Consider the following 21,477-nt stretch of genomic DNA (forward strand, 5'->3'; position numbering starts at 1 on the left):
GTGCGTTAAACCAGTTATAACGAACGATAAAGATCGCTCGTTTGTGTGCTCGCCGTACGACTGGATCAGCCCCTATATTTGCCACCCTTGCCGAGGTCCACATGAAGGATTTACCCGTAACCGATAAAGAACGCTTTTTTAACGATGACGATATCATTGTCAGCTAAACAGACCTAAAAGGTCGAATTACCTATGCAAATCAAACATTCTTAGACATTGCCGATTACAAAGAAAAAGAAGTCCTGGGCCAACCGCACAGTCTGATTCGCCACCCGGATATGCCCCGTTCCATTTTCAAACTTTTATGGGATACCCTTCAAAACGGTCAGGAAATTTTCGCCTACGTAAAAAATCGAACCAAAATGGGGGATTATTATTGGGTAATTGCCCATGTCACCCCCAGCAGAAACCCACAAGGAAAGGTGACCGGCTATCATTCCAACCGCCGGGTTCCGGATCGGGCCGTATTGGATGAAACAATCATCCCCCTTTATCAGGAACTATTGACCATTGAACGGCAATCAGATCGAAAAACCGGACTGGAAAAATCATACGAAAAACTGGCGGCGGTTCTGCATGAACAGGCACAAGCCTATGACGAGTTTATAGCAAATATAATGCGAAAAGCGGGGTAACAAAATGTTCGCAAGATGCTCTGACAAAGAATTACAAAAGATACTCGATGTATGTACCGCAGTTTCTAACGGCGATTTTGAGGCCCGGATCATCGACATTCAATCCAAAGGCAAAGTCGCCGCGGTTATGCACGCCATTAATCTAATGATTGATCGCACCGACGCTTTCATGCGTGAAGCGACGGCATCGTTGGAATACACCAGTCAGAATAAATATTATAGACGTATTGCCGAAAAGGGCATGCTTGGATCCTTTGGCGTTGCCAGCCGAACAATCAACGAAGCAATGGATTCTATGGAAAACAAAGTTAACGGTTTTTCAAATATTATTGATGAATTTCAAACCTCTATGGGGTCAATTGTTTCAACCGTCTCTTCGGCCTCCACCGAGCTTAACGCCACATCAGAAACGATGACCAATACAGCGAGCCAAACCAGTGAACAGGCCACCGTTGTTGCGGCCGCAGCGGAAGAGGCATCGGTAAATGTTCAAACCGTGGCTTCAGCCGCCGAAGAACTTTCAGGCTCGATTAATGAGATCAATAGACAGGTGCAACATTCCTCTGGCGTATCGATAGAGGCTGTCAAAGAAGCACAAAAGACTGCTGACATGATTTTGACGCTCTCAGACTCTTCGCAAAAAATTGGTGAAGTAATGCATCTGATTAAGGATATTGCTGAACAAACCAACTTGCTCGCACTCAACGCGACCATCGAAGCAGCACGTGCAGGTGAAGCCGGCAAAGGTTTCGCCGTGGTGGCATCAGAGGTCAAAAACCTCGCCAACCAGTCTGCAAAAGCCACAGAGGAAATTGCTCAACAAATTTCGGGGGTACAAGAAGCCACAACCAATGCTGTGTCAGCGGTAGATAGAATTAAATCTGTTATCGAGCAAATTAACGAGAGTTTTGAAACCATTTCTGCCTCTATCGATGAACAAGGCTCTGCAACACGAGAAATCGCTCATAACGTCGACGAAGCCTCTGCAGGTACAGCAGAGGTTACAACCAATATTCAGAAGGTCACACAAGGGTCTGTTGAAACCGGGAATGCGTCAAAAGATGTCCTCACAGCCTCGACAGAGCTTTCCAAACAGGGCGAAATTCTGAATGTCGAAGTCAATCGCTTCCTTGAATCAGTCAGGGCTGTTATTTAGCGTCACCCAAAGGCAAAGCCCACAACCGTTAAAGTAACGACTTTTATATTTTAACCCCCGTACAGTTCGGCTATTCTGCTGACTTGAAAAGAATAGGAACAGTACGGGGTTTTCGTCCTGCCGTTATTAAATTCAACTATTCAAGAACAACAGACATCAGTACATAAGGAATAATTCACGATGCCATCATTTGATATCGTCTCTAAAACCGATATGCCGGAAGTCAACAACGCGCTTGATGGTGTGCGTCGGGAAGTTACCCAACGCTATGATTTCAAAGGCTCCAACTGTGAAATCACAATTGAGGGCGAAATCATTACCATTCTGGCCGATGACAATCTGAAGCTGACCCAAATGCAGGAACTCCTCAAAGGCCACGTTACCCGTCGCGGTATCGACGCGGCGGCACTGGATTTTGGCAAGGAAGAAGCCGCATCCGGCAATATGGTTCGCCAACACGTTACCCTAAAACAGGGGATTGACCGCGAACTGGCAAAGAAGATCACCACTGCCGTCAAACAATCCAAGCTTAAAGTTCAGGCCGCCGTTCAAGGCGATGAAGTCCGCATCACAGGCAAAAAGCGCGACGATCTTCAAGGCGCCATTGCCATGATCAAGGAACTTAATATCGAACAGCCCCTTCAGTTTGAAAACTTCAGGGATTAACGCTGAAATTATCGATGCACGACCAAAGCCCGGCATTTTCTGTCGGGCTTTTAAACCCACGTCTAGACAATAACCTCTATCAGTGTATTTGTATCCCTTACCAGAAGAGGATTTTCCGTCATAAGACTCTCTCTATTTAGAGAGCACCAATGATATCAACACGCGTATAACCGTGTTTCGACTGATCAATTTCTGTCTCGACTTGGTAAACACGAGCAAGATTATCCCGAACTAAAACCTCTTGGGGTGTACCGCTTGCAATAACCCTTCCCTGTTCCAGCAAAACCAAAAGATCACAATATCGAGCTGCTAAATCCAGATCGTGCAATGCCGCGATGGATACACTGCCTTCTTCCTGAACTTTGCGTTTTACAAGGTCCAGTACAATCATTCGCCAATGCAAATCCAGCGCCGATGTCGGCTCATCAAGCAATAGAAGCTCTGGCTCTCGGATAAAAGCCAAAGCCAATCCAATTAACTGACGTTTACCCCCAGATAATGTGTGCAAAGCATCCAGTTGAAAGTCACTTAATCCCAAAGCATCAAAAATACCTTCAATTTTACGAGACAGCTCTTTATTACTATAGGGCAAAGCAAGAGCACGCGCCGTACTCCACATCAACTCTGTTGGCGTCAAAGCGGTCGGCGCAGGCGCGGTCTGAGGCATCGTGGCGACTTTCTCAGACCATTTTTTTCTTCCTACCACATGCAAACAATCACCATCAAAAATAACATCGCCTTTTGATTTATTCTCCCCGGAAAGACATTTCATAAGGGTTGACTTGCCAGAGGCATTAGGCCCCAGCAAACCAACAATCATTCCACCCTTTACATCCGGAAAGCTGATGTCATGCAAAATTTGTTTTTTGCCGTAAAAAGCAGATAGATTTTTGACCGTTAATCTCATGATAGCCTTCCCCGTCTTTGAACCAGCAAAGACAAAAACAGGGGAACGCCAACAATTGCCGTTAAAATCCCCACGGGTATAATAACCCCCGGAATAAGTGTTTTGGATAATCCGGAAGCAATCGACAATATCAACGCACTACATAAAACAGCGCCCGGCACCAGCATCCGATGATCTTCACCAAGCAACAGACGCGCTATATGAGGGCCAACCAAGCCGACAAAACCGATTGTACCAACAAAACACACAGCAAAGGCCGCCAGGATTGAAGCCCGAATAATCACCCATGTCCTTAATCTTGAGACATTAATGCCTGTGCTTCTGGCGTGCGCTTCGCCGCCGCGTAATAGCGTTAATAACCAGACATGCTTCATGCTAAAGGGAAAGATGACAAGGAAACAACACGCCACAATAGCCACTTCCAGCCACCCGGCTTTGGTGAGATTCCCAATCATCCAGAACACAACCTGTTGCAGCGCATCAGCATCAGCAATCAGATGAAACCCCGATGCAATCGCATTACATAAAAATACCAAGGCAATACCGAACAAAATAACAGTTTCACGGGACCCGCCAGAAAGTCGAACAACAATCAAAATCAAACAAGCCGATCCCAAGGCGCCAAAAAGAGCCAACACAGGCAAAATAAATGCTGGCGGTACAAAGGGGATTGCCGGCAGCAAGACAATTGCAGCACTTGCGCCAAGGACAGCGGCTGATGACACCCCAAGTGTGAAGGGGCTTGCCAGGGGATTATCCAACACAGTTTGTGTCTCGATCCCCGATAGCCCCAGTGCAGCCCCAACGACAATCGCAATCAATGCATCGGGTAACCGCACGTCCCACAAAATGATTTTGTATCGCAACTCAAGGTTTTGAGGATTTATCAAACCATCAATAATCTGTCCGGCGCTCAAACCAGACGGCCCGGCGAGAATATCCAGCCAAAGGCTGAGAACAAGTGCTGCCGACAGTCCAGACAAAATGAGAATACGCCGTCGGGTTAGGCGTGAAAATTCGACATCAAGAGTACTAGTTTGCATCATGTCGATAGGTCGCAAAATATTCACCATCAACGCCGAACGGCATAAACTTATCGTAGAGATCAATCAGGCTTTGTTGTGGATCAAGATCTTGAAAGCGATCAGGATGTATCCACTTTGCAAAAGCTTCCAGAACGACAATATTGAACGGAGAGTTATAGAAGTTATGCCAAAAGCTGTGCGCACGGCTGTTACGGACAGCATCCATTGCCTGAAATTCATTCGCGGCCAAGTAGCCAGATAAACTTTGCACAGCCATCTCCGCCGTCATTCCCGCCCCCATGGCAACGGGCAAAGCACCTGATTTAAACTCCCCTAAGGTTCCAGAGGCAGTCCCAATCCAGACGTCAGGATTTTCATTTAGCAAAAACTCGCTTGTATGCAGAGCGGTGGGGCCGGGCGCGACAGCATCCGCAATATTTTTGCCACCAGCAACTTCGACGAAGGGGCCAAGCATTCCATCAGCCATGCCCCAACAGCACTCTCGTCTTCCTGCATGCACCTGCAAAAATACACTCGGTTTCTTATCGACACTTGAAAGTCGATCACGGATTAAATCAAAACGTTTCTGGTAAAAGTCGATGTATTCTTGGGCTCGTGCTTCAACACCAAAAATTTTCCCCATCAACTCAATCGACGGAACGGTATTGTTTAATGGGTCGAGGCGAAAATCGATAAATACAACTTTAATACCGGCAGCTTCCAGTTGTTTCAGAAGTTCCGCACTTTTTGTATTGGGTCCGTGATCACTTAGGCCCAGCATAATAACTTCTGGCTGAAGATCGATAATCTTTTCGGCCGAGACACTCTCTGCCCCATTCAAGCCAAAAACAGGGATGTCCATGGCTTCAGGAAACTTATCAAACAGTTGTTTTTCCAGCTCTGGATGGGTCCAACGAAGCGGTGACATCATACCAACGAGCCCTTTTGCAGGCCCATCAGGACGCAACATGGAAAGAGCAGTAAGGTAGCGCCCTTCACTCATTCCAAACGACTTTACAGGAGCATTGATTTCGATTTTTCGCCCTGCCAAATCGACAATTTCCAATGCACTCGCGGCACGAACATTGATGAAACTAAGTGCCAAGATTGTTCCAATGAGTACTTTTAACACTTTGGCCCCCATATGGTTTTAGCCCGAAATCCTGAGACTTCGGGCTACCTGGTTAAAAAATTAGATTAAAAATCTGCACGAACAGAGAACAGGAAGGACCGGCCTGCTTCTAATGCAGGTTCAACATTGGTAAATTCCTGGCCATAGGATGCCCGATCTGCATAGGACGCATCGTTGAGATTATTGCCTTCCAATCGCAGTGTCAGGAAGTCAAAATCCTCTGGCTTATATTCCGCATAAAGGCCAAAGGTTGCATAACTGTCCTGAGGATTCCCCCCTCCTTTGGTCGTATCTTTATTTTTTAATGCAGCATCAATGGTCCCCCCAATTGAAAGCCCCGTGCCCTTAAAGCCATGTGCTGTCTCAAAAGCAATAACACGTCCCAAAGGCGCACCAAGATACTGCGTGGTATCTGAGTCAGATAAAGAGGGATCTCCGTCAACTTTAATACCTGTATCAGAATAGGAAATACGGGCAAAACCATCGGTCCAGTCATAACCGGCACCAACTTCGAAACCACGTGTAACAAAGTCATGGTTCAAGTGAGGGCCTCCGCCCCATGACGCCCGTCTTGCATTTTCAATATCACTGCTAAAAACGCTCGCATCAAAGCTGAATCCCCTGAACTCAGTCTCAAAACCAAACGAATAGTTTTGTGACCGGGTTGGCTTTACTTCATTACTGTTATAGTCCCAGGCCCCGGGGTTATAGATATATGCCTCGGCCAGACTTATACCGCCAAAAACATTGGAGTAGCCGCCCTTCAAGGTCACGCCCTCGATGACTTCATACGCAACGGATACATTCCCGCTCAGGCCCTGATTATCAAAGTTGGTTCCATCCAACCCTGTGAAATACTGTGTATCACCACGGGCCCCAAAAGAAAGGCGCAGGTTTTCCAATGGTTCTATTCTGGCTTGGCCGAATATCCCTACGTTTGTTGCCTTTTCATCGGTAGACGGAGTTGTATTGTCTTTGTATTCGTTCACATCGTGATAAAAATCAACACCGGCAGTAATCTTGTTATTTTCATCAAAGTTAAAGTCGTTTTCAAACTTTCCAGACAAACTCGTGGTCGCGGCATCACTGCCATAGGGGGACGGCACCTCAACCGATGACACGCCATACCCAAGTGTAACTCGTGGATCGATCCAGCCGGATGCCTCGGTCATATTATAATTAAAGACAAGGTTTGAACGTTTTACAGCATATACACGCTCAGGATCTTCATTTTTATTTGTTAAATTCTGAAGGTTGGCACGGAAAGGACGATCTGCTTCATCATCAACAAGTTCACCCGAGATCTCAAAACGATGAACATCATGCTCGTACCCTGCTTTTCCAAGAAAAGATCTTAAGTTTGTTCCCGTTCCAACCGTTTGATTGCCATCGCCATCATCATAGTCATCACCCTTGCCCCATTTGAAAAAGCCCAGTGCTTCAAAATCACCGACACGCCCATACAACGCATTCCCATTGGTATAGGTTTCACTGTTGGTGTCATAGCTTGCCGTGACAAAACCACCATAGCTTTTGCCCTCTTCCAGGACGTCATCAACATCCACCGTTTCATAGACGATCCCGCCAGCCAAAGCGCCGGGGCCAATATCTGCAGGTGCTATTGTTGGATCAACCCGAATAGCTTTCAAAAGGCTGGGATCAATCAGATTATTTCCCGAGTGATGGAACACCTTGTTGTTTTGTCGGGCACCATCAATGGTCACGGCAAGGTTATGTTCTTCGACACCACGGACATATACCTTCTGCGTAACGGGGATTCCACCACCGACGGAAACAGCTGCTTCCCCAGCAAAAACTTCTTTAACCGTCGTCGGATTTCGACGTGCGAGATCTACGCTTGATATATATTTGGAATCAACACGGTCAGCACTACCTGCATGGCGATCATTATTCGATGCGCCTGTAATCAGGATCGGTGACAGTGTTGCTTCATCCACTTTTGTATTGCTGGATGACACCAGAACCGAGCCATCAGCAGTGACTTCGTACTTTAAATTCAGCCCGGCAATCATTTTATTCAAAGCATTCTGGGCTGTCATTCGACCCTTGACGGCATTTGCCTTTACGCCGCGAACAAGGTCACCATGGGCAGAAACCTGTAGGCCGGATTGAATACCAAAGGTACTTAAACTATTTGCCAGATCCTGTGACGGGATATCGAAATCATATTCTTCACTAATTGTACTTTGCGCAGCAACGGTTGGCGCATAGGCAAATGTGCCCCCCATCAACAATGCAAATGCTATTCCCTGCAATATACTTTTATTGCGCGGATACCCCCGAAACCTACTCATAAACTTTTCCCTTATACCCCAAAGAAACGCACTCAATTAAGAATGCGTCTCATTTAAAACTGTATAAAGACGGATTGGGGAAAGGAGATTTTCAAAAAAAGAATCTTTTTTTAGAAAAAAAATTCTAACTATTTGAAATTACAATAAACCAAGGAGTTACTTGATAGGCTTCGGCCCCAATGGATTTCGCCAGCGCCTTCAAGGCAGGAACTGGCTTTGAAAGTAAATACATACCTGTTACAGGTTGATTTTTCAGGTCTTCATCGGCGATGACAACAATGCCGCTATAATGTCGATCCAGCGCCTTCACCACGTCCAAAGCAGAGTGGTCATTTGCGATAAAACGCCCGTCGCGCCATGCCGAAATATGTTTTGGCGATATATGACCCCGGACAAAGTCGCCGGATTTTGCGACATCAATACGATCCCCAATTTTGAGGATTTCTGTATCAGGTTTCTTCGGATCCGGTTTAACGGCAACCGTTCCTTCCTGTACCATCACACCAACATTTTCATCGACCATGTTCACATCAAACGCCGTCCCCAAAACCGAGATTTCGGTCCCAAGCGAAAAAACCCGAAAGGATTTTTCCGGGTTATGACTGACGTCAAAAAAAGCCTGCCCTTCCAGCAACTGGACATCCCGTGAACGTTCAGAATAGTTCAATTTCAGCTTACTTTCAGGCCCCATATACACCTTGCTTCCGTCCGCCAGTGTAACCTGCCGAATTTCGCCAGTCGCCGTCGCATAGTCGTAATCGGAAAGAGGTTCAAACCGTAGAATAAGCGCAAGCAAAATTGACGCCGCCACGGCCACAAAAGACGCCACTTTGAATTTAGGGCGACGGAAAGCAATAACCTTTTTGGGCGCATACTCCTCTGCGATTTGAGGTTCCGCCCATTGATCCGCATGCCGGGGAGCAACAGCCCCCATCAAGCTATAAGCCTTGACCGCTTTCTTCCAGGCCTCTGCATGCTCGGGCTTTTTCTCATACCATTGCGAAAATGCAGATCTAAGCCTCTTATCGTCAGGATTCTCTTTCAGGACCAGCAACCACTCGCTGGCTTTTTGGGGGAGAGTAACGTTACGCATTACCACCCTCATCAGAGAACAGGTATTGAACAGAAATCTTCATTATTCCATCACAAGACGACAAGAAGCCAAACACACGTAATAATTTAAATACTCTATATAGACTGTTCTCAAGGTAAGAATTTTCAAATTTTTAATCCAGCACCAGCTTTTCACTGCAATATTCCAGCGCCTGCAGAACCAGTGAATGCGCGGTTCCCATTGAAACGCCTAACTTTTCTGAAATTTCTTTATAGGTAAAATTGCCAAATCGATGCATTTCAAATGCAATGCGACAGCGTTCTGGAAGCTCATCCAGCGCCTTCCTCACCACTTCAAGTTCCTGTCTTGCAGCGACATCCCTCTCTACGGATGGTTTATCCTCTAATAAAAGGCTAAGCGCAGCGTTGGCATCCAGATCATCCCGGCTCTGATCACGGGCAAGTTTTCGCTGTAAATCAAAACATCTGTTACGCACAATGCCGTATAGATAGGCCAGCGGCTCAACAACGTTCTTTTCCTGGGTGGCTTTTACAAACTGAAAATAAGCATCCTGAACAACATCTTCCGCATGGAAATCGTCCCCAAGAATTTTCTTGGCATATCCAACCAGTTCCCCCCTGTGGATGAGGTATATATCAAGACTATCGGAACCGGATTGCATTAAATTTCAGCTCATCTTAATGCGATACGCAAAGCGCAATTGATAATGATTATTAATATCATCAACTACACCCTATTGCCCCCCAAGGACAAGTATTATTTTTTATACATCGATAGCCAGTGCAGGGCACAAACACAGCAATACCGTTCCAGACACATAATGACGCATTCATCCTGATATCAGGATAACTGAACAAAAAACCTGACAATATACCGGTATATAGAATGAAACATTTTTCAGTCCACATTTACACGCCGCCCATTACCGATCAGGGACGGTGTGTATTCGCGTTTATTGTACCCTGCTGTGGAAAGAGCAATTTCGTGTACGAACAGTAAATCTTGTTTTGCGTCTTACTTTAGTTTTTGCAATCTAGCGGGGTAGGACTACGTTCCAGTTTCATCCCGACTGAATACACATTCTGGGACGGCATGCTATTTGTGTTCAAAGACACGCTGAAGGTAACCGGCAAATCATTACACATCGCTTTTTTTCGCGCATTTAGTTGCTGCATAAAAACAGGTGCTGATCCCCCTTCGATATCTTTTGCATCATAAGTCATGAAATCCGGGGAATTCGTTTGGGTTTCGACCAGTCCCGATGCTTCCAGCTTCTTGTTCACATCGCCAATATAAGCTTTCGCTTCTTCAAAAAAATCAGATTCCTGATCTCTCTTTTCATACCTCAAGAACGTAACAACACCACCAGACATGCGAACATTCAAAATTTGGGATTTTATCTGTTCAGAATACATACAGTTCCAGTTTTGCTGCCGTGGTTTCGGTGGACGAGACTTCACCACGCTTTTTCTTTCGGGCACATCAACACGCTGACATTGTAACGAAGGATAGGATGCGAGAAAGGCTTCAATTTCTGATGCTGTGCTCTTTAAAGAAAGGTTTTCAAGTTCAATATCCTGAATAATAGCAACCGTATTATCTTCGCTGGCATAGGCAGAATAAGAAGCAAACAATGACACAAAGGGCAACATAAACAGGCATGATAATTTTGGCTTCATTAAAATCTGTTTCCTTTTGAATGCGACACTAAAGCGTGTAATATTTTTTGTGCTCTACTTATTGTATATTTCTTACACTAGGCAACTGTCTCTTCAAGAATAAAATACCAAAGATTTATTTCCGTTTTTATGATCTCGGCCTAATCTTGCTTAAAGAGAACAGACATATAACTGCAAAACACATTTTAAATTCAGGCACACTTTAAATCCAGATACACTTCAAACAAGGAAACGAGACACATGTCCTCTCCCCCGATTAGCCGCTATCCCCTACCAGAACTAGATGCACTGCCAGATGATATCAAAGAGAAGATTTTAGCCGTTCAGGAAAAAGCAGGCTTTATTCCCAACGTGTTTCTGGTGCTGGCCCATCGACCAGAAGAATTTCGCGCCTTCTTTGCCTATCATGACGCCCTGATGAATAAAGAAAGCAACCTGAGCCAGGCCGACCGGGAAATGATCATCGTTGCGACCTCCAGCGACAATGCCTGTCACTACTGTGTTGTCGCCCATGGCGCAGTTCTGCGTATTCGGGCGAAAAACGCCCTGATTGCCGACCAGATCGCCACCAACTATCGCAAGGCCGATATCTCGCCCAGGGAAATGGCCATGCTGGACTTTGCCCTCAAGGTCTCCAACGATGCCCAGTCAACCAACGACGAGGATTTTGAAAAGCTTCAAGCCCACGGCTTCACAGAAGAAGACATCTGGGACATCGCCGCCATAACCGCCCTCTTCGGCCTCAGCAACCGCATGGCCAATTTCACCTCCATGCGCCCGAATGACGAGTTCTATTCCATGGGGCGGGGGGTGTAATGGTTTTTAGTTTCGACATTGTTTTAAGAAAATTCTGATCAGAGATCGTCCTCTATTCAATTACCAAGAAAAGGTCGCCATAAAGCAATTACAAACAGAAGTGAACATCAATCAAGATTCAGGGAAATTCCTATACCTAATGGATTCAAAACCTGAAAAATACAAGTTTTATCGGGTTCTGCTTTCCTCTGGAAAATCTATCGGTGATTGTTTAATAGTTGTGCTGGGATTGATTTTTACATCTGATTTTTACATCGGGGAAACAGGGTCTTTAATTTGTCTCATTTGAAGTAAACAAAAAAATAAACCACAACCAGATAAAGTAATAAACAATATTCACCATGAATTTGTTGCTGTAGATCTATACAGGAAAATCGGAAATAAAATGACAGGCAATCAACAACGGGCAGAGCTTCACCGTCGAATCTGGCAAATCGCAAATGATGTACGGGGGGCCGTCGATGGGTGGGACTTTAAGCAGTATGTATTGGGCGCGTTGTTTTATCGCTTTATCAGTGAAAATTTTGCCAGCTATATCGAAGCGGATGATGAAAGCATCAACTATGCGGAATTGCCTGATACTGTTATCACCACGGCGATCAAAGAAGATGCGATCAAAACCAAAGGCTATTTCATTTACCCAAGCCAGCTTTTTGTCAATATTGCCAAAGCCGCAAATAACAATGAAAGCCTGAACACGGATTTGGCAAAAATCTTTGCCGAAATCGAGGCTTCTGCCAATGGCTTCCCGTCCGAAGAGGATATCAAAGGCCTGTTTGCCGACTTTGATACCACCAGCAACCGTTTGGGCAATACGGTCACGGCAAAGAACTCCCGTTTAGCCGCTGTATTAAAAGGCGTTGCAGAACTTAACCTTGGCAGCTTCCATGACAACAAAAACGATCTGTTTGGCGATGCCTATGAATTCCTGATCTCCAACTACGCCGCCAATGCGGGCAAGTCCGGCGGTGAGTTCTTTACGCCTCAGCATGTTTCAAAATTGATTGCGAAACTTGCCATTCATGGTCAGGACAGTGTGAATAAAATCTTTGATCCCGCCTGTGGCTCTGGCTCCTTGCTGTTGCAAGCCCGGAAATTCTGTGACGATCATTTTGTCGAGGAAGGCTATTTCGGCCAGGAGATCAATCACACCACCTACAACCTCGCGCGAATGAATATGTTTTTGCATAACATCAACTATGACAAATTCAACATTCAACTGGGCAATACATTAACAGAACCGCATTTTGGAGACGACAAGCCCTTTGATGCCATTGTTTCCAACCCGCCCTATTCCGTTAAATGGTTGGGGCCCGATGATCCCACCCTGATCAATGATGACCGCTTTGCCCCGGCGGGTGTGCTCGCCCCAAAATCCAAGGCTGACTTTGCCTTTGTACTGCATGCGCTGAGCTATCTTAGTGCAAGAGGCCGCGCGGCTATTGTCTGTTTCCCCGGTATTTTCTACCGCGGCGGCACAGAACAGAAAATCCGCCAGTATCTGGTAGATAACAACTATGTTGAAACGGTGATTTCTCTGGCCCCCAATCTGTTTTTCGGCACCACCATTGCCGTCAATATTCTGGTTCTGTCCAAACATAAAACCGACACCAATACCCAATTCATTGACGCCAGCGGCCTGTTCAAAAAAGAAACCAATAACAATATTCTGACCGATGATCATCTGGCGGAAATACTGGACGTCTTTGGCAGCAAGCAGGATAAAGATCATTTTGCCAAATCCGTCCCCTTCGAGGCAGTCGTTGCCAATGATTACAACCTGTCTGTCAGCAGCTATGTGGAAGCCAAAGACACCCGCGAAGTCATTGACATCACCACCCTCAATGCAGAGATCAAAACCACGGTTACAAAAATAGATCAACTCCGCGCAGATATTGACGCAATCGTTGCGGAGATTGAAGCATGAGCAAGCTGACTTTTTTGGAAATGCTGTTGGATGGTGCTAACGTTGAGTGGAAGCCTTTAGGGGAAGTGGTCAATTTAAAACGAGGAAAAAGGCTGGTGAAAAGCCAGCTAGAGTTAACTGGTAATTATGCGGTTTTTCAAAACAGTATGACACCGTTAGGGTATTATCATAAAAGTAACGTCAATGCGGATACAACTTTCATTATTTGCGCGGGTGCTGCTGGTGAGGTTGGCTACAGTAATGAAAAGTTCTGGGCTGCTGATGATGTTTATATCTGTATTGATAATGATAACGTCCTAAGTAAATTTCTCTATCACTGTTTGTTAAATCAAAAGAACAAAATTTTGGGACAGGTTCGTCGAGCAAGTATTCCACGCCTATCTAAAGCGGCCCTCGAGAAATTAACAATCCCGATCCCCTGCCCTGATGATCCAGAAAAGTCACTGGCGATACAGGCAGAAATTGTGCGTATTCTTGACGCTTTCACCGAGCTTACCGCCGAGCTTACCGCCGAGCTTACCGCCCGCAAAAAACAATACAACTATTACCGCGACAAACTCCTCACTTTTGAGGAAGGTGATGTTGAGTGGAAGCCGCTTGGTGAAATAGCAAAAAATCTTGACTCAAAACGCAAACCCATTACCAGCGGATTACGAGAAGCGGGAGATATTCCGTATTATGGAGCATCGGGAATTGTTGACTATGTTAGAGACTTCATTTTTGACGGAGATTTTTTACTCGTTTCCGAAGATGGTGCAAATTTATTAGCGCGGAATACCCCTATTGCTTTTAGCATTAGCGGCAAAAGCTGGGTTAACAATCACGCACATGTTCTAAAATTTAATACATACTTCGAACGAAAGTATGTTGAGTATTACTTAAACAGTATTGACTTAACTCCGTATATCTCTGGGGCAGCACAACCAAAACTCAACAAGCAAAATTTAAACAATATAAGCATTCCTAATCCAGCTTTAGAGGTAAAAAAGAAAATTGTGGCTACCCTCGATAAATTCTACGCGCTCACCAATTCCATCAGCGAAGGTTTACCGCGTGAAATCGACCTCCGCCAAAAGCAATATGAATATTATCGCGATTTGCTGTTGAGCTTCCCAAAACCGAGGGAAGATGCAGCATAGATGACACAGAACCTTGAGGGAATTGCTCAGCAGTTAAAAAATGCTGATAAAAAAGTGCAATTGATCTATGCCTTTAATGGCACGGGCAAAACACGCTTGTCGAAAGCATTTAAGGAACTGATTGCACCTAAGGCTGAAGACGGTGAGGAAAAGGATGAAGAAATCTTGTCTCGCCAAAAAATCCTTTATTACAATGCTTTCACCGAAGACCTGTTCTACTGGGATAATGATCTGGAAAAGGATGGCGACCCAAAGTTAAAAATCCAGCCCAATAGCTTTACCGACTGGATTTTGGGAGAACAAGGTCAAGAAGTGAATATTGTTGAGACTTTTCAGCGTTATACCAATGATAAATTAACCCCCATTTTTATTGAGAAAGATATTGAGCAGGACGGCAGAAAAACAGGTCAAAAGACCTATCCTGAAGTCATATTCTCCTTTGAGCGCGGAACAGACGAATCTTCAGGAAATATAAAAATTTCCAAAGGCGAAGAAAGCAACTTTGTTTGGAGTATCTTTTATACATTGCTAGACTTGGTTGTTGAAAGCCTCAACAAGCCTGAAGAGGATGACAGGGAAACAGATCAGTTTAACCAGTTGGAATACGTATTCATTGATGATCCTGTAAGTTCATTGGATGAAAATCATTTGATCCAACTAGCTGTAAACCTCGGCAGGCTTATCAAATCTAGCCAATCTCAGTTAAAATTTATTATCTCAACGCATAACCCCCTTTTTTATAATATTCTATACAATGAGTTAAGTCTAAAAACTGGCTTTATCTTGAGTCGCATGGACGATGGAACATTTGAACTGGAAGAAAAAAGAGGGGATTCTAATAAAAGTTTTTCCTATCACTTGCATGTTAAAGATTTAATCCAACAAGCCGTAAATCAAGATAGTGTTCAAAGATATCATTTTGCACTATTACGTAACCTGTATGAAAAAACGGCTAATTTCTTAGGCTATAACAAATGGTCCGACTTATTACCCGGCGATCAGAAAGCATATGCAAGTCGTATCATGAATTTTTATCCACACAACACTTTGTCCAACGAAGAAATCGCCGAACCAACAGCTCCAGAAAAAGCAATGGTTCGCTTGCTTCTCGATAATCTAAATAACTATGGCTATTGGCAGCAGGGGGAACAAAATGATTGAACAAACAAAGCCGATTGCTGAGACAAAAAACTTTATCATTCTGGATAAATATTCACGGCAGTGGGAGGCGGTGGACAGCTATCAAAGTGAAGCCGATCTGGAGCGGGAACTTGTCAAAGATCTGGTTGCTCAGGGTTATGACTTTCTGCCCGATCTGAAGACACCCGAAGCCATGTTGGCCAATGTGCGTGATCAGCTTCAAACACTGAACAAGATGAAGTTCAATGATGCGGAATGGCAGCGGTTTGTGGAAAGCTATCTGGATCGCCCCAGTGATACTGTTGTCGATAAAACCCGCAAAATCCATGATGATTATATCCATGATTTTGTCTTTGATGATGGGCATATCCAAAATATTTATCTGCTGGATAAAAAGACGGTTTCCCGCAACAAAATGCAGGTGATCAAGCAGTTTGAACAAACGGGAACCCATGCCAATCGCTACGACGTGACGATTTTGGTCAATGGACTGCCGCTGGTACAGGTTGAATTGAAAAAGCGTGGCGTAGCGATCCGCGAAGCCTTTAACCAAATCCATCGCTACAGCAAGGAAAGCTTTAACAGCGAAAATTCCCTGTTCAAATATTTGCAGCTTTTTGTGATCTCCAACGGCACCGACAGCCGTTATTTTGCCAATACCACGCAGCGCAATAAAAACAGCTTTGATTTTACCATGAACTGGGCCAAGGCGGATAACAGTCTAATCAGGGATCTGAAAGATTTCACCGTCACCTTTTTCCAGAGAAATACGTTGTTGAATGTGCTTTTGCATTATGCGGTTTTTGATGTCAGCAACACTTTGCTGGTGATGCGCCCCTACCAGATTGCCGCGACGGAACGGATTTTGTGGAAAATCAAAAACTCCTATCAGACAAAGAACTGGAGCAAGCCCGACAGTGGTGGTTTTATCTGGCATACAACGGGATCAGGCAAAACATTGACCAGCTTCAAGGCCGCCCGCATGGCGAAAGAGCTGGATTTTATCGACAAGGTTTTCTTTGTAGTGGATCGTAAAGATCTCGATTATCAAACCATGAAGGAATACCAGCGTTTTTCCCCTGATAGTGTGAATGGCTCTGACAGTACAGCGGGGCTTAAACACAATATTGACAAAGATGATAATAAAATCATCGTCACCACCATTCAAAAGCTCAATAATTTGATGAAGTCGGAAGGAGACCTTTCCATCTATGACAGGCAGGTGGTGTTTATCTTTGATGAATGTCACCGCAGCCAGTTTGGCGAAGCCCAGAAAAATCTGAAAAAGAAGTTCAGGAAATTCTATCAGTTTGGCTTTACCGGTACGCCGATCTTCCCGGAAAATGCGCTGGGGTCGGAAACCACCGCCAGCGTCTTTGGGCGTGAACTTCATTCCTATGTGATTACCGATGCCATTCGGGATGAAAAAGTCCTGAAGTTCAAGGTGGACTACAATGATGTGCGCTCGCAGTTTAAGGCGATTGAACAGGAACAGGATGAAAAAAAACTCAGTGCGGCAGAAAACAAACAGGCCCTGTTGCACCCACAACGCATTTCTGAAATTTCCCAGTATATCCTGAAAAATTTCCGGCAAAAGACCCATCGTTTACAGGGTGGCAACAAAGGTTTTAATGCCATGTTTGCCGTCAGCAGCGTGGATGCCGCCAAGCTTTATTATGAGACATTAAACAGCTTGCAAGAAGACAGCGACAGGCCGCTAAAAATCGCCACGATCTTCTCCTTTGCTGCCAATGAAGAACAGGATGCCGTTGGCGATATTGCGGATGAAAGCTTTGATGTTTCTGCAATGAATAGCAGTGCCAAGGAATTTTTATCTGCGGCGATTGACGATTATAACAGCTATTTCAAAACCAATTATAGTGTAAACAGCAAAAGCTTCCAAAATTATTACCGCGATCTTGGCAAACGGGTGAAGGCCAGGGAAGTTGATTTGCTGATTGTGGTGGGTATGTTCCTGACGGGATTTGATGCACCAACCCTGAATACTTTATTCGTTGACAAGAACTTGCGCTATCATGGCCTGATGCAGGCCTATTCCCGTACCAATCGCATTTATGATGCCACCAAGACCTTTGGCAATATCGTTACTTTCCGTGATCTGGAGCAAGCAACCGTCGATGCCATTACTACATTTGGTAATAGCAGCACCAGGAATGTGGTTTTGGAAAAAAGCTACCGGGAATATATGGACGGCTTTACCGATACCACGACAGGCGAAGCCCGGCGTGGCTTTATGGATGTGGTGACAGAGCTGGAACAACGCTTTCCCGATCCTGATGAAATAGTAAGGGAAGCCGATAAAAAGGCCTTTGCCAAACTGTTCGGGGAATATCTGCGGGTTGAAAATGTGCTGCAAAACTATGATGAATTTGCCAGCCTGCAAGCCTTGCAGGATATAGATACGACAGATGCAGAAGCTGTCGAAACCTTCAAAGCAGCGCATTATCTGAATGATGAAGATTTCGACGCTTTACAGAGCATCAAAATCCCCGCAGAGCGTAAGATTCAAGACTATAAATCCACCTATAACGATATACGTGACTGGATACGCCGCGAGAAGGCAGCGGAAGAAAAAGAACAATCTTCTATTGATTGGGATGATGTTGTCTTTGAAGTTGATTTGTTGAAGTCCCAGGAAATCAATCTGGATTATATTCTGGAACTGATTTTTGAGCATAACAAGAAAACTAGGAATAAATCAGAATTGGTTGAAGAGGTACGCCGCTTGATCCGCGCCAGCCTCGGCAACAGAGCCAAAGAAAGCCTGCTTGTGGATTTCATTAATCAGCATGACCTTGATAAGCTTGAAGATAAAGCAAGAGTCATAGATGCCTTCTTCACCTTTGCGCAAACAGAACAAAAACGCGAGGCGCAAGATTTGATTGATGCAGAGAATTTGAATATTGAAGACGCCAGACGATATATCAAAATCTCTCTCAAACGTGAATTTGCCAGCGAAAACGGTACGGAACTCAATGCAATTTTGCCCAAAATGAGTCCGCTTAATCCTCAATATTTAACAAAGAAGCAAACGGTTTTTGAAAAGGTCGCCGCCTTTGTTGAAAAGTTTAAAGGTGTGGGCGGGGATATTTAACAGAAGCCTCTTAGATAGCAAGAATGGCCATTTTCAACATAATATACAAACATCAGAACGAGTAATAAGACAAAACCCCAAGGCAGGTTACCTTGGGGTTTTCATTATGGCGGAGAGAGAGGGATTCGAACCCTCGATACGCGATTAACGTATACACACTTTCCAGGCGTGCGCCTTCAGCCACTCGGCCACCTCTCCAGCATTATAGCGCACCCTTGGGTGCGAGGCGGAACTTAATGGGTATGGGCAGAGGATGCAACCATTTTTTGCACCTGATTGGCACACCATTTATTGAAGTCGTGTTGAAGTGGTTAAGTCTTGATTTTGACAGACAAAATTTCTTTATTCATTCTTATACTATCGCCTTCTATGCTGACATTGGTGACAGCATAGATTGAGCATAAATTTTATCGGAATGGAAATCCATGACTCTCGTCCTGCGGATACTCGGCTGGTTCTTTCTGGCAATCGCCCTCGCGTCGCTCGCCTTTGATCTCTTCCAGCTGATGGAAGGGGACAGTTTTCAGCTCTCATTGCTGGGGGAAAACTGGTTTGCCGTGCATCCCGGCTCGCTCAATCTGCTACAGGCGGTCACCGAACGCTATATCGGCCTCTGGCTATGGGACGATGTGTTATCGCCGCTGCTCTTTGTGCCAACCCTGGTTGTCGGGCTGGTCGCCGCCGCCATCTTTTTTATCCCCGGCTATCTGTTAAAGGGCCGTCGTGGAAGACATCGCTAAAGCCAATTCAGTTACATAGAAGATCCCACAAAAAAAGCTCTGACCAACAGTCGCCTGAAAACGGGGAAGTCGGTCAGAGCTTTATATCTAACAGCACGTTAAGACGAAGACCTTAGTCGTCACCCATCTTGAGGGCGGCAAGGAAAGCCGTTTGTGGAATTTCAACGTTCCCGACCTGACGCATGCGTTTCTTACCCGCTTTCTGTTTTTCCAGAAGTTTGCGCTTACGAGACACGTCACCACCGTAACACTTGGCGGTCACATCTTTACGCATGGCTGAAATGGTCTCACGGGCAACGATCTTGCCACCAATTGCCGCCTGAATGGCAATCTTGAACAACTGGCGCGGGATCAAACCTTTCAGACGCTCACAGAGGATACGCCCACGTGGTTCCGCCTGTGAGCGGTGCACGATAATAGACAGAGAATCCACAGGCTCTGAGTTCACCAGAATGGAGACCTTCACCAGATCGTTCTCTTCATAGCCCTCGATGGAATAATCAAAGCTGGCATAACCGCGGGAAATGGATTTCAGACGATCGTAAAAATCGAACACCACCTCGTTCAACGGCAGTTTGTAAACGATCATGGCGCGACTGCCCACATAGGTCAGTTCCTGTTGAATACCGCGACGATCTTCGCAGAGCTTCAACACCTGTCCCAGATAATCATCAGGCACCAGAATGTTTGCTTTGATCCATGGCTCTTCAATGCGGTCAATCTTGACCACATCCGGGAAGTCAGCCGGGTTGTGCAACTCCATCAACGATCCGTCGGTCATGTGGATTTTGTAAACCACACTCGGCGCCGTCGTGATCAGGTCGAGGTTAAATTCGCGCTCCAGACGTTCCTGAATAATCTCAAGATGCAAAAGCCCCAGGAAGCCACAGCGGAAACCAAAGCCAAGGGCGGCAGAGGATTCAGGCTCGAAATGGAACGACGCATCGTTCAGCGCCAGTTTGCCAAGGCTATCGCGCAGCATCTCGTAATCATTGGCATCAATCGGGAAGAGGCCACAGAACACCACGGGCACAGAAGGCTTAAAACCTGCCAAAGGCTCTTCGGCAAGGTTCTTTTCGTCTGTGATGGTATCCCCGACCTTGGTATCGGTAATCTGCTTGATACCAGCTGTGATATAGCCGATTTCACCCGCGCGAAGTTCTTTCAACTTGGTCAGTTTGGGTGAGAATGCCCCCACAGCATCCACAAGATGCGTCGTGCCAGAGCCCATCATGCGGATCTTCATGCCCGGTTTGATCACACCGTCAACCACACGTACCAGCGTTATCACGCCGAGATAGCTATCGTACCAGCTATCCACCAACAATGCCTTAAGCTTGCCATCCACATCACCACTTGGTGCGGGCAGCTTTTCAACAATGGCATCCAGAACAGCTTCGATACCTTCGCCTGTCTTTCCAGAGACAGTCAGCGCATCGGTTGCATCAATGCCGATCACTTCTTCGATCTGTTCACGCACACGGTCTGGTTCTGCCGCGGGCAAATCAATCTTGTTCAGCACAGGCACGATCTCATGATCGTTATCAATGGCCAGATACACATTCGCCAGCGTCTGGGCCTCGACCCCCTGTGACGCATCAACCAGCAACAAAGACCCTTCACAAGCCGCCAGTGACCGACTGACCTCATAGGTGAAGTCAACGTGTCCAGGGGTATCGATCAGGTTGAGCTGATAGATCTCGCCATCTTTGGCCTTGTAGTTCAAACGTACTGTCTGGGCCTTGATGGTAATACCACGCTCGCGTTCAAGTTCCATGTTATCCAGAACCTGGTCCTGCATTTCACGATCACTCAACGCGCCACAATGTTGAATCAGACGATCCGCCAGAGTCGACTTTCCGTGGTCGATATGCGCAACAATTGAAAAGTTTCGAATATGTTTCAAGTCAGCCATTACTTTATGCCTATCAATAATCGTGCGGAAGATAAGCCCTAAAGCGGCAATGCGCAATCTCTCTCTGCATCATAGCGGGGTTGCAACGTTAAAAT

16 protein-coding genes, 1 tRNA gene and 1 pseudogene are annotated in these 21,477 nt (G+C 45.6%); 9 read left to right on the plus strand and 9 right to left on the minus strand.

Annotation, left to right across the window (positions count from 1 at the left end):
- Positions 1-179: 179 nt before the first annotated feature.
- From WH95_RS05715 to WH95_RS05725, 3 genes and pseudogenes are all read left to right on the plus strand, one after another.
- Positions 180-635 (plus strand): annotated as a pseudogene (locus WH95_RS05715) (PAS domain-containing protein); the annotation flags it as partial.
- Between the two features lie 4 nt (positions 636-639).
- Positions 640-1,791 carry a methyl-accepting chemotaxis protein gene (locus tag WH95_RS21785; protein ID WP_046504159.1) on the plus strand — a complete coding sequence of 384 codons (1,152 nt, stop codon included), beginning with the start codon at positions 640-642 and terminating at the stop codon, positions 1,789-1,791.
- A gap of 180 nt (positions 1,792-1,971) precedes the next feature.
- Complete coding sequence (locus WH95_RS05725) at positions 1,972-2,457, plus strand: YajQ family cyclic di-GMP-binding protein (protein WP_046504162.1); 486 nt, start codon at positions 1,972-1,974, stop codon at positions 2,455-2,457.
- Positions 2,458-2,593: 136 nt separating this feature from the next.
- Here the strand turns inward: WH95_RS05725 and WH95_RS05730 are convergent, their stop codons facing one another.
- From WH95_RS05730 to WH95_RS05760, 7 genes are all read right to left on the minus strand, one after another.
- The gene (locus tag WH95_RS05730; protein ID WP_046504165.1) at positions 2,594-3,364 is read right to left on the minus strand and encodes an ABC transporter ATP-binding protein; all 771 of its coding nucleotides are present in this window, start codon (positions 3,362-3,364) and stop codon (positions 2,594-2,596) included.
- Positions 3,361-4,410, minus strand: a complete 1,050-nt coding sequence (locus WH95_RS05735) for a FecCD family ABC transporter permease (protein WP_046504168.1) — start codon at positions 4,408-4,410, stop codon at positions 3,361-3,363. The genes WH95_RS05730 and WH95_RS05735 overlap by 4 nt, the downstream gene beginning before the upstream one ends.
- Positions 4,397-5,521, minus strand: a complete 1,125-nt coding sequence (locus WH95_RS05740; protein ID WP_052741841.1) for an ABC transporter substrate-binding protein — start codon at positions 5,519-5,521, stop codon at positions 4,397-4,399. The genes WH95_RS05735 and WH95_RS05740 overlap by 14 nt, the downstream gene beginning before the upstream one ends.
- Before the next feature lie 65 nt (positions 5,522-5,586).
- Positions 5,587-7,836 (minus strand): TonB-dependent receptor, encoded by a 2,250-nt coding sequence (locus tag WH95_RS05745; RefSeq protein WP_046504174.1) that lies wholly within the window; start codon positions 7,834-7,836, stop codon positions 5,587-5,589.
- A 124-nt stretch (positions 7,837-7,960) separates the two neighbouring features.
- On the minus strand, positions 7,961-8,929 hold the full coding sequence (locus tag WH95_RS05750; RefSeq protein ID WP_046504176.1) for a FecR family protein: 969 nt from the start codon (positions 8,927-8,929) through the stop codon (positions 7,961-7,963).
- Between the two features lie 133 nt (positions 8,930-9,062).
- Positions 9,063-9,572: an RNA polymerase sigma factor gene (locus tag WH95_RS05755; RefSeq protein WP_046504178.1), complete on the minus strand. Its 510-nt coding sequence runs from the start codon at positions 9,570-9,572 to the stop codon at positions 9,063-9,065.
- A gap of 358 nt (positions 9,573-9,930) precedes the next feature.
- Positions 9,931-10,590 (minus strand): hypothetical protein, encoded by a 660-nt coding sequence (locus WH95_RS05760; RefSeq protein WP_046504181.1) that lies wholly within the window; start codon positions 10,588-10,590, stop codon positions 9,931-9,933.
- Positions 10,591-10,830: 240 nt separating this feature from the next.
- Here WH95_RS05760 and WH95_RS05765 point away from each other — a divergent pair, with 240 nt between their 5' ends.
- From WH95_RS05765 to WH95_RS05785, 5 genes are all read left to right on the plus strand, one after another.
- Entirely contained in the window at positions 10,831-11,406 is a 576-nt protein-coding gene (locus WH95_RS05765; RefSeq protein ID WP_046504183.1) for a peroxidase-related enzyme, read from the plus strand.
- A 385-nt stretch (positions 11,407-11,791) separates the two neighbouring features.
- Positions 11,792-13,333, plus strand: a complete 1,542-nt coding sequence (locus WH95_RS05770) for a type I restriction-modification system subunit M (protein WP_046504186.1) — start codon at positions 11,792-11,794, stop codon at positions 13,331-13,333.
- Positions 13,330-14,472 (plus strand): restriction endonuclease subunit S, encoded by a 1,143-nt coding sequence (locus WH95_RS05775; RefSeq protein ID WP_046504188.1) that lies wholly within the window; start codon positions 13,330-13,332, stop codon positions 14,470-14,472. Before WH95_RS05770 ends, WH95_RS05775 begins: the two co-directional genes overlap by 4 nt.
- Positions 14,473-15,633, plus strand: a complete 1,161-nt coding sequence (locus WH95_RS05780; RefSeq protein ID WP_046504190.1) for an ATP-binding protein — start codon at positions 14,473-14,475, stop codon at positions 15,631-15,633.
- Positions 15,626-18,727 (plus strand): type I restriction endonuclease subunit R, encoded by a 3,102-nt coding sequence (locus tag WH95_RS05785; RefSeq protein WP_046504193.1) that lies wholly within the window; start codon positions 15,626-15,628, stop codon positions 18,725-18,727. Before WH95_RS05780 ends, WH95_RS05785 begins: the two co-directional genes overlap by 8 nt.
- Positions 18,728-18,834: 107 nt before the next feature.
- Here the strand turns inward: WH95_RS05785 and WH95_RS05790 are convergent.
- A tRNA-Ser gene (locus WH95_RS05790) sits at positions 18,835-18,925 on the minus strand.
- A gap of 227 nt (positions 18,926-19,152) precedes the next feature.
- Here WH95_RS05790 and WH95_RS05795 point away from each other — a divergent pair.
- Complete coding sequence (locus WH95_RS05795) at positions 19,153-19,467, plus strand: hypothetical protein (RefSeq protein WP_046504195.1); 315 nt, start codon at positions 19,153-19,155, stop codon at positions 19,465-19,467.
- Positions 19,468-19,579: 112 nt separating this feature from the next.
- Here the strand turns inward: WH95_RS05795 and lepA are convergent, their stop codons facing one another.
- Complete coding sequence (lepA, locus tag WH95_RS05800) at positions 19,580-21,382, minus strand: translation elongation factor 4 (RefSeq protein WP_046504198.1); 1,803 nt, start codon at positions 21,380-21,382, stop codon at positions 19,580-19,582.
- Between the last annotated feature and the right edge of the window lie 95 nt (positions 21,383-21,477).

It is taken from the genome of Kiloniella litopenaei (genome assembly GCF_000982415.1).
GTDB lineage: Bacteria > Pseudomonadota > Alphaproteobacteria > Kiloniellales > Kiloniellaceae > Kiloniella > Kiloniella litopenaei.

Coding starts and splice junctions, on each gene's coding strand:
- WH95_RS21785 (WP_046504159.1), top strand. CDS start 640: ATGTTCGCAAGATGCTCTGACAAAGAATTACAAAAGATACTCGATGTA.
- WH95_RS05725 (WP_046504162.1), top strand. CDS start 1,972: ATGCCATCATTTGATATCGTCTCTAAAACCGATATGCCGGAAGTCAAC.
- WH95_RS05730 (WP_046504165.1), bottom strand. CDS start 3,364: ATGAGATTAACGGTCAAAAATCTATCTGCTTTTTACGGCAAAAAACAA.
- WH95_RS05735 (WP_046504168.1), bottom strand. CDS start 4,410: ATGATGCAAACTAGTACTCTTGATGTCGAATTTTCACGCCTAACCCGA.
- WH95_RS05745 (WP_046504174.1), bottom strand. CDS start 7,836: ATGAGTAGGTTTCGGGGGTATCCGCGCAATAAAAGTATATTGCAGGGA.
- WH95_RS05750 (WP_046504176.1), bottom strand. CDS start 8,929: ATGCGTAACGTTACTCTCCCCCAAAAAGCCAGCGAGTGGTTGCTGGTC.
- WH95_RS05755 (WP_046504178.1), bottom strand. CDS start 9,572: ATGCAATCCGGTTCCGATAGTCTTGATATATACCTCATCCACAGGGGG.
- WH95_RS05760 (WP_046504181.1), bottom strand. CDS start 10,590: ATGAAGCCAAAATTATCATGCCTGTTTATGTTGCCCTTTGTGTCATTG.
- WH95_RS05765 (WP_046504183.1), top strand. CDS start 10,831: ATGTCCTCTCCCCCGATTAGCCGCTATCCCCTACCAGAACTAGATGCA.
- WH95_RS05770 (WP_046504186.1), top strand. CDS start 11,792: ATGACAGGCAATCAACAACGGGCAGAGCTTCACCGTCGAATCTGGCAA.
- WH95_RS05775 (WP_046504188.1), top strand. CDS start 13,330: ATGAGCAAGCTGACTTTTTTGGAAATGCTGTTGGATGGTGCTAACGTT.
- WH95_RS05780 (WP_046504190.1), top strand. CDS start 14,473: ATGACACAGAACCTTGAGGGAATTGCTCAGCAGTTAAAAAATGCTGAT.
- WH95_RS05785 (WP_046504193.1), top strand. CDS start 15,626: ATGATTGAACAAACAAAGCCGATTGCTGAGACAAAAAACTTTATCATT.
- WH95_RS05795 (WP_046504195.1), top strand. CDS start 19,153: ATGACTCTCGTCCTGCGGATACTCGGCTGGTTCTTTCTGGCAATCGCC.
- lepA (WP_046504198.1), bottom strand. CDS start 21,382: ATGGCTGACTTGAAACATATTCGAAACTTTTCAATTGTTGCGCATATC.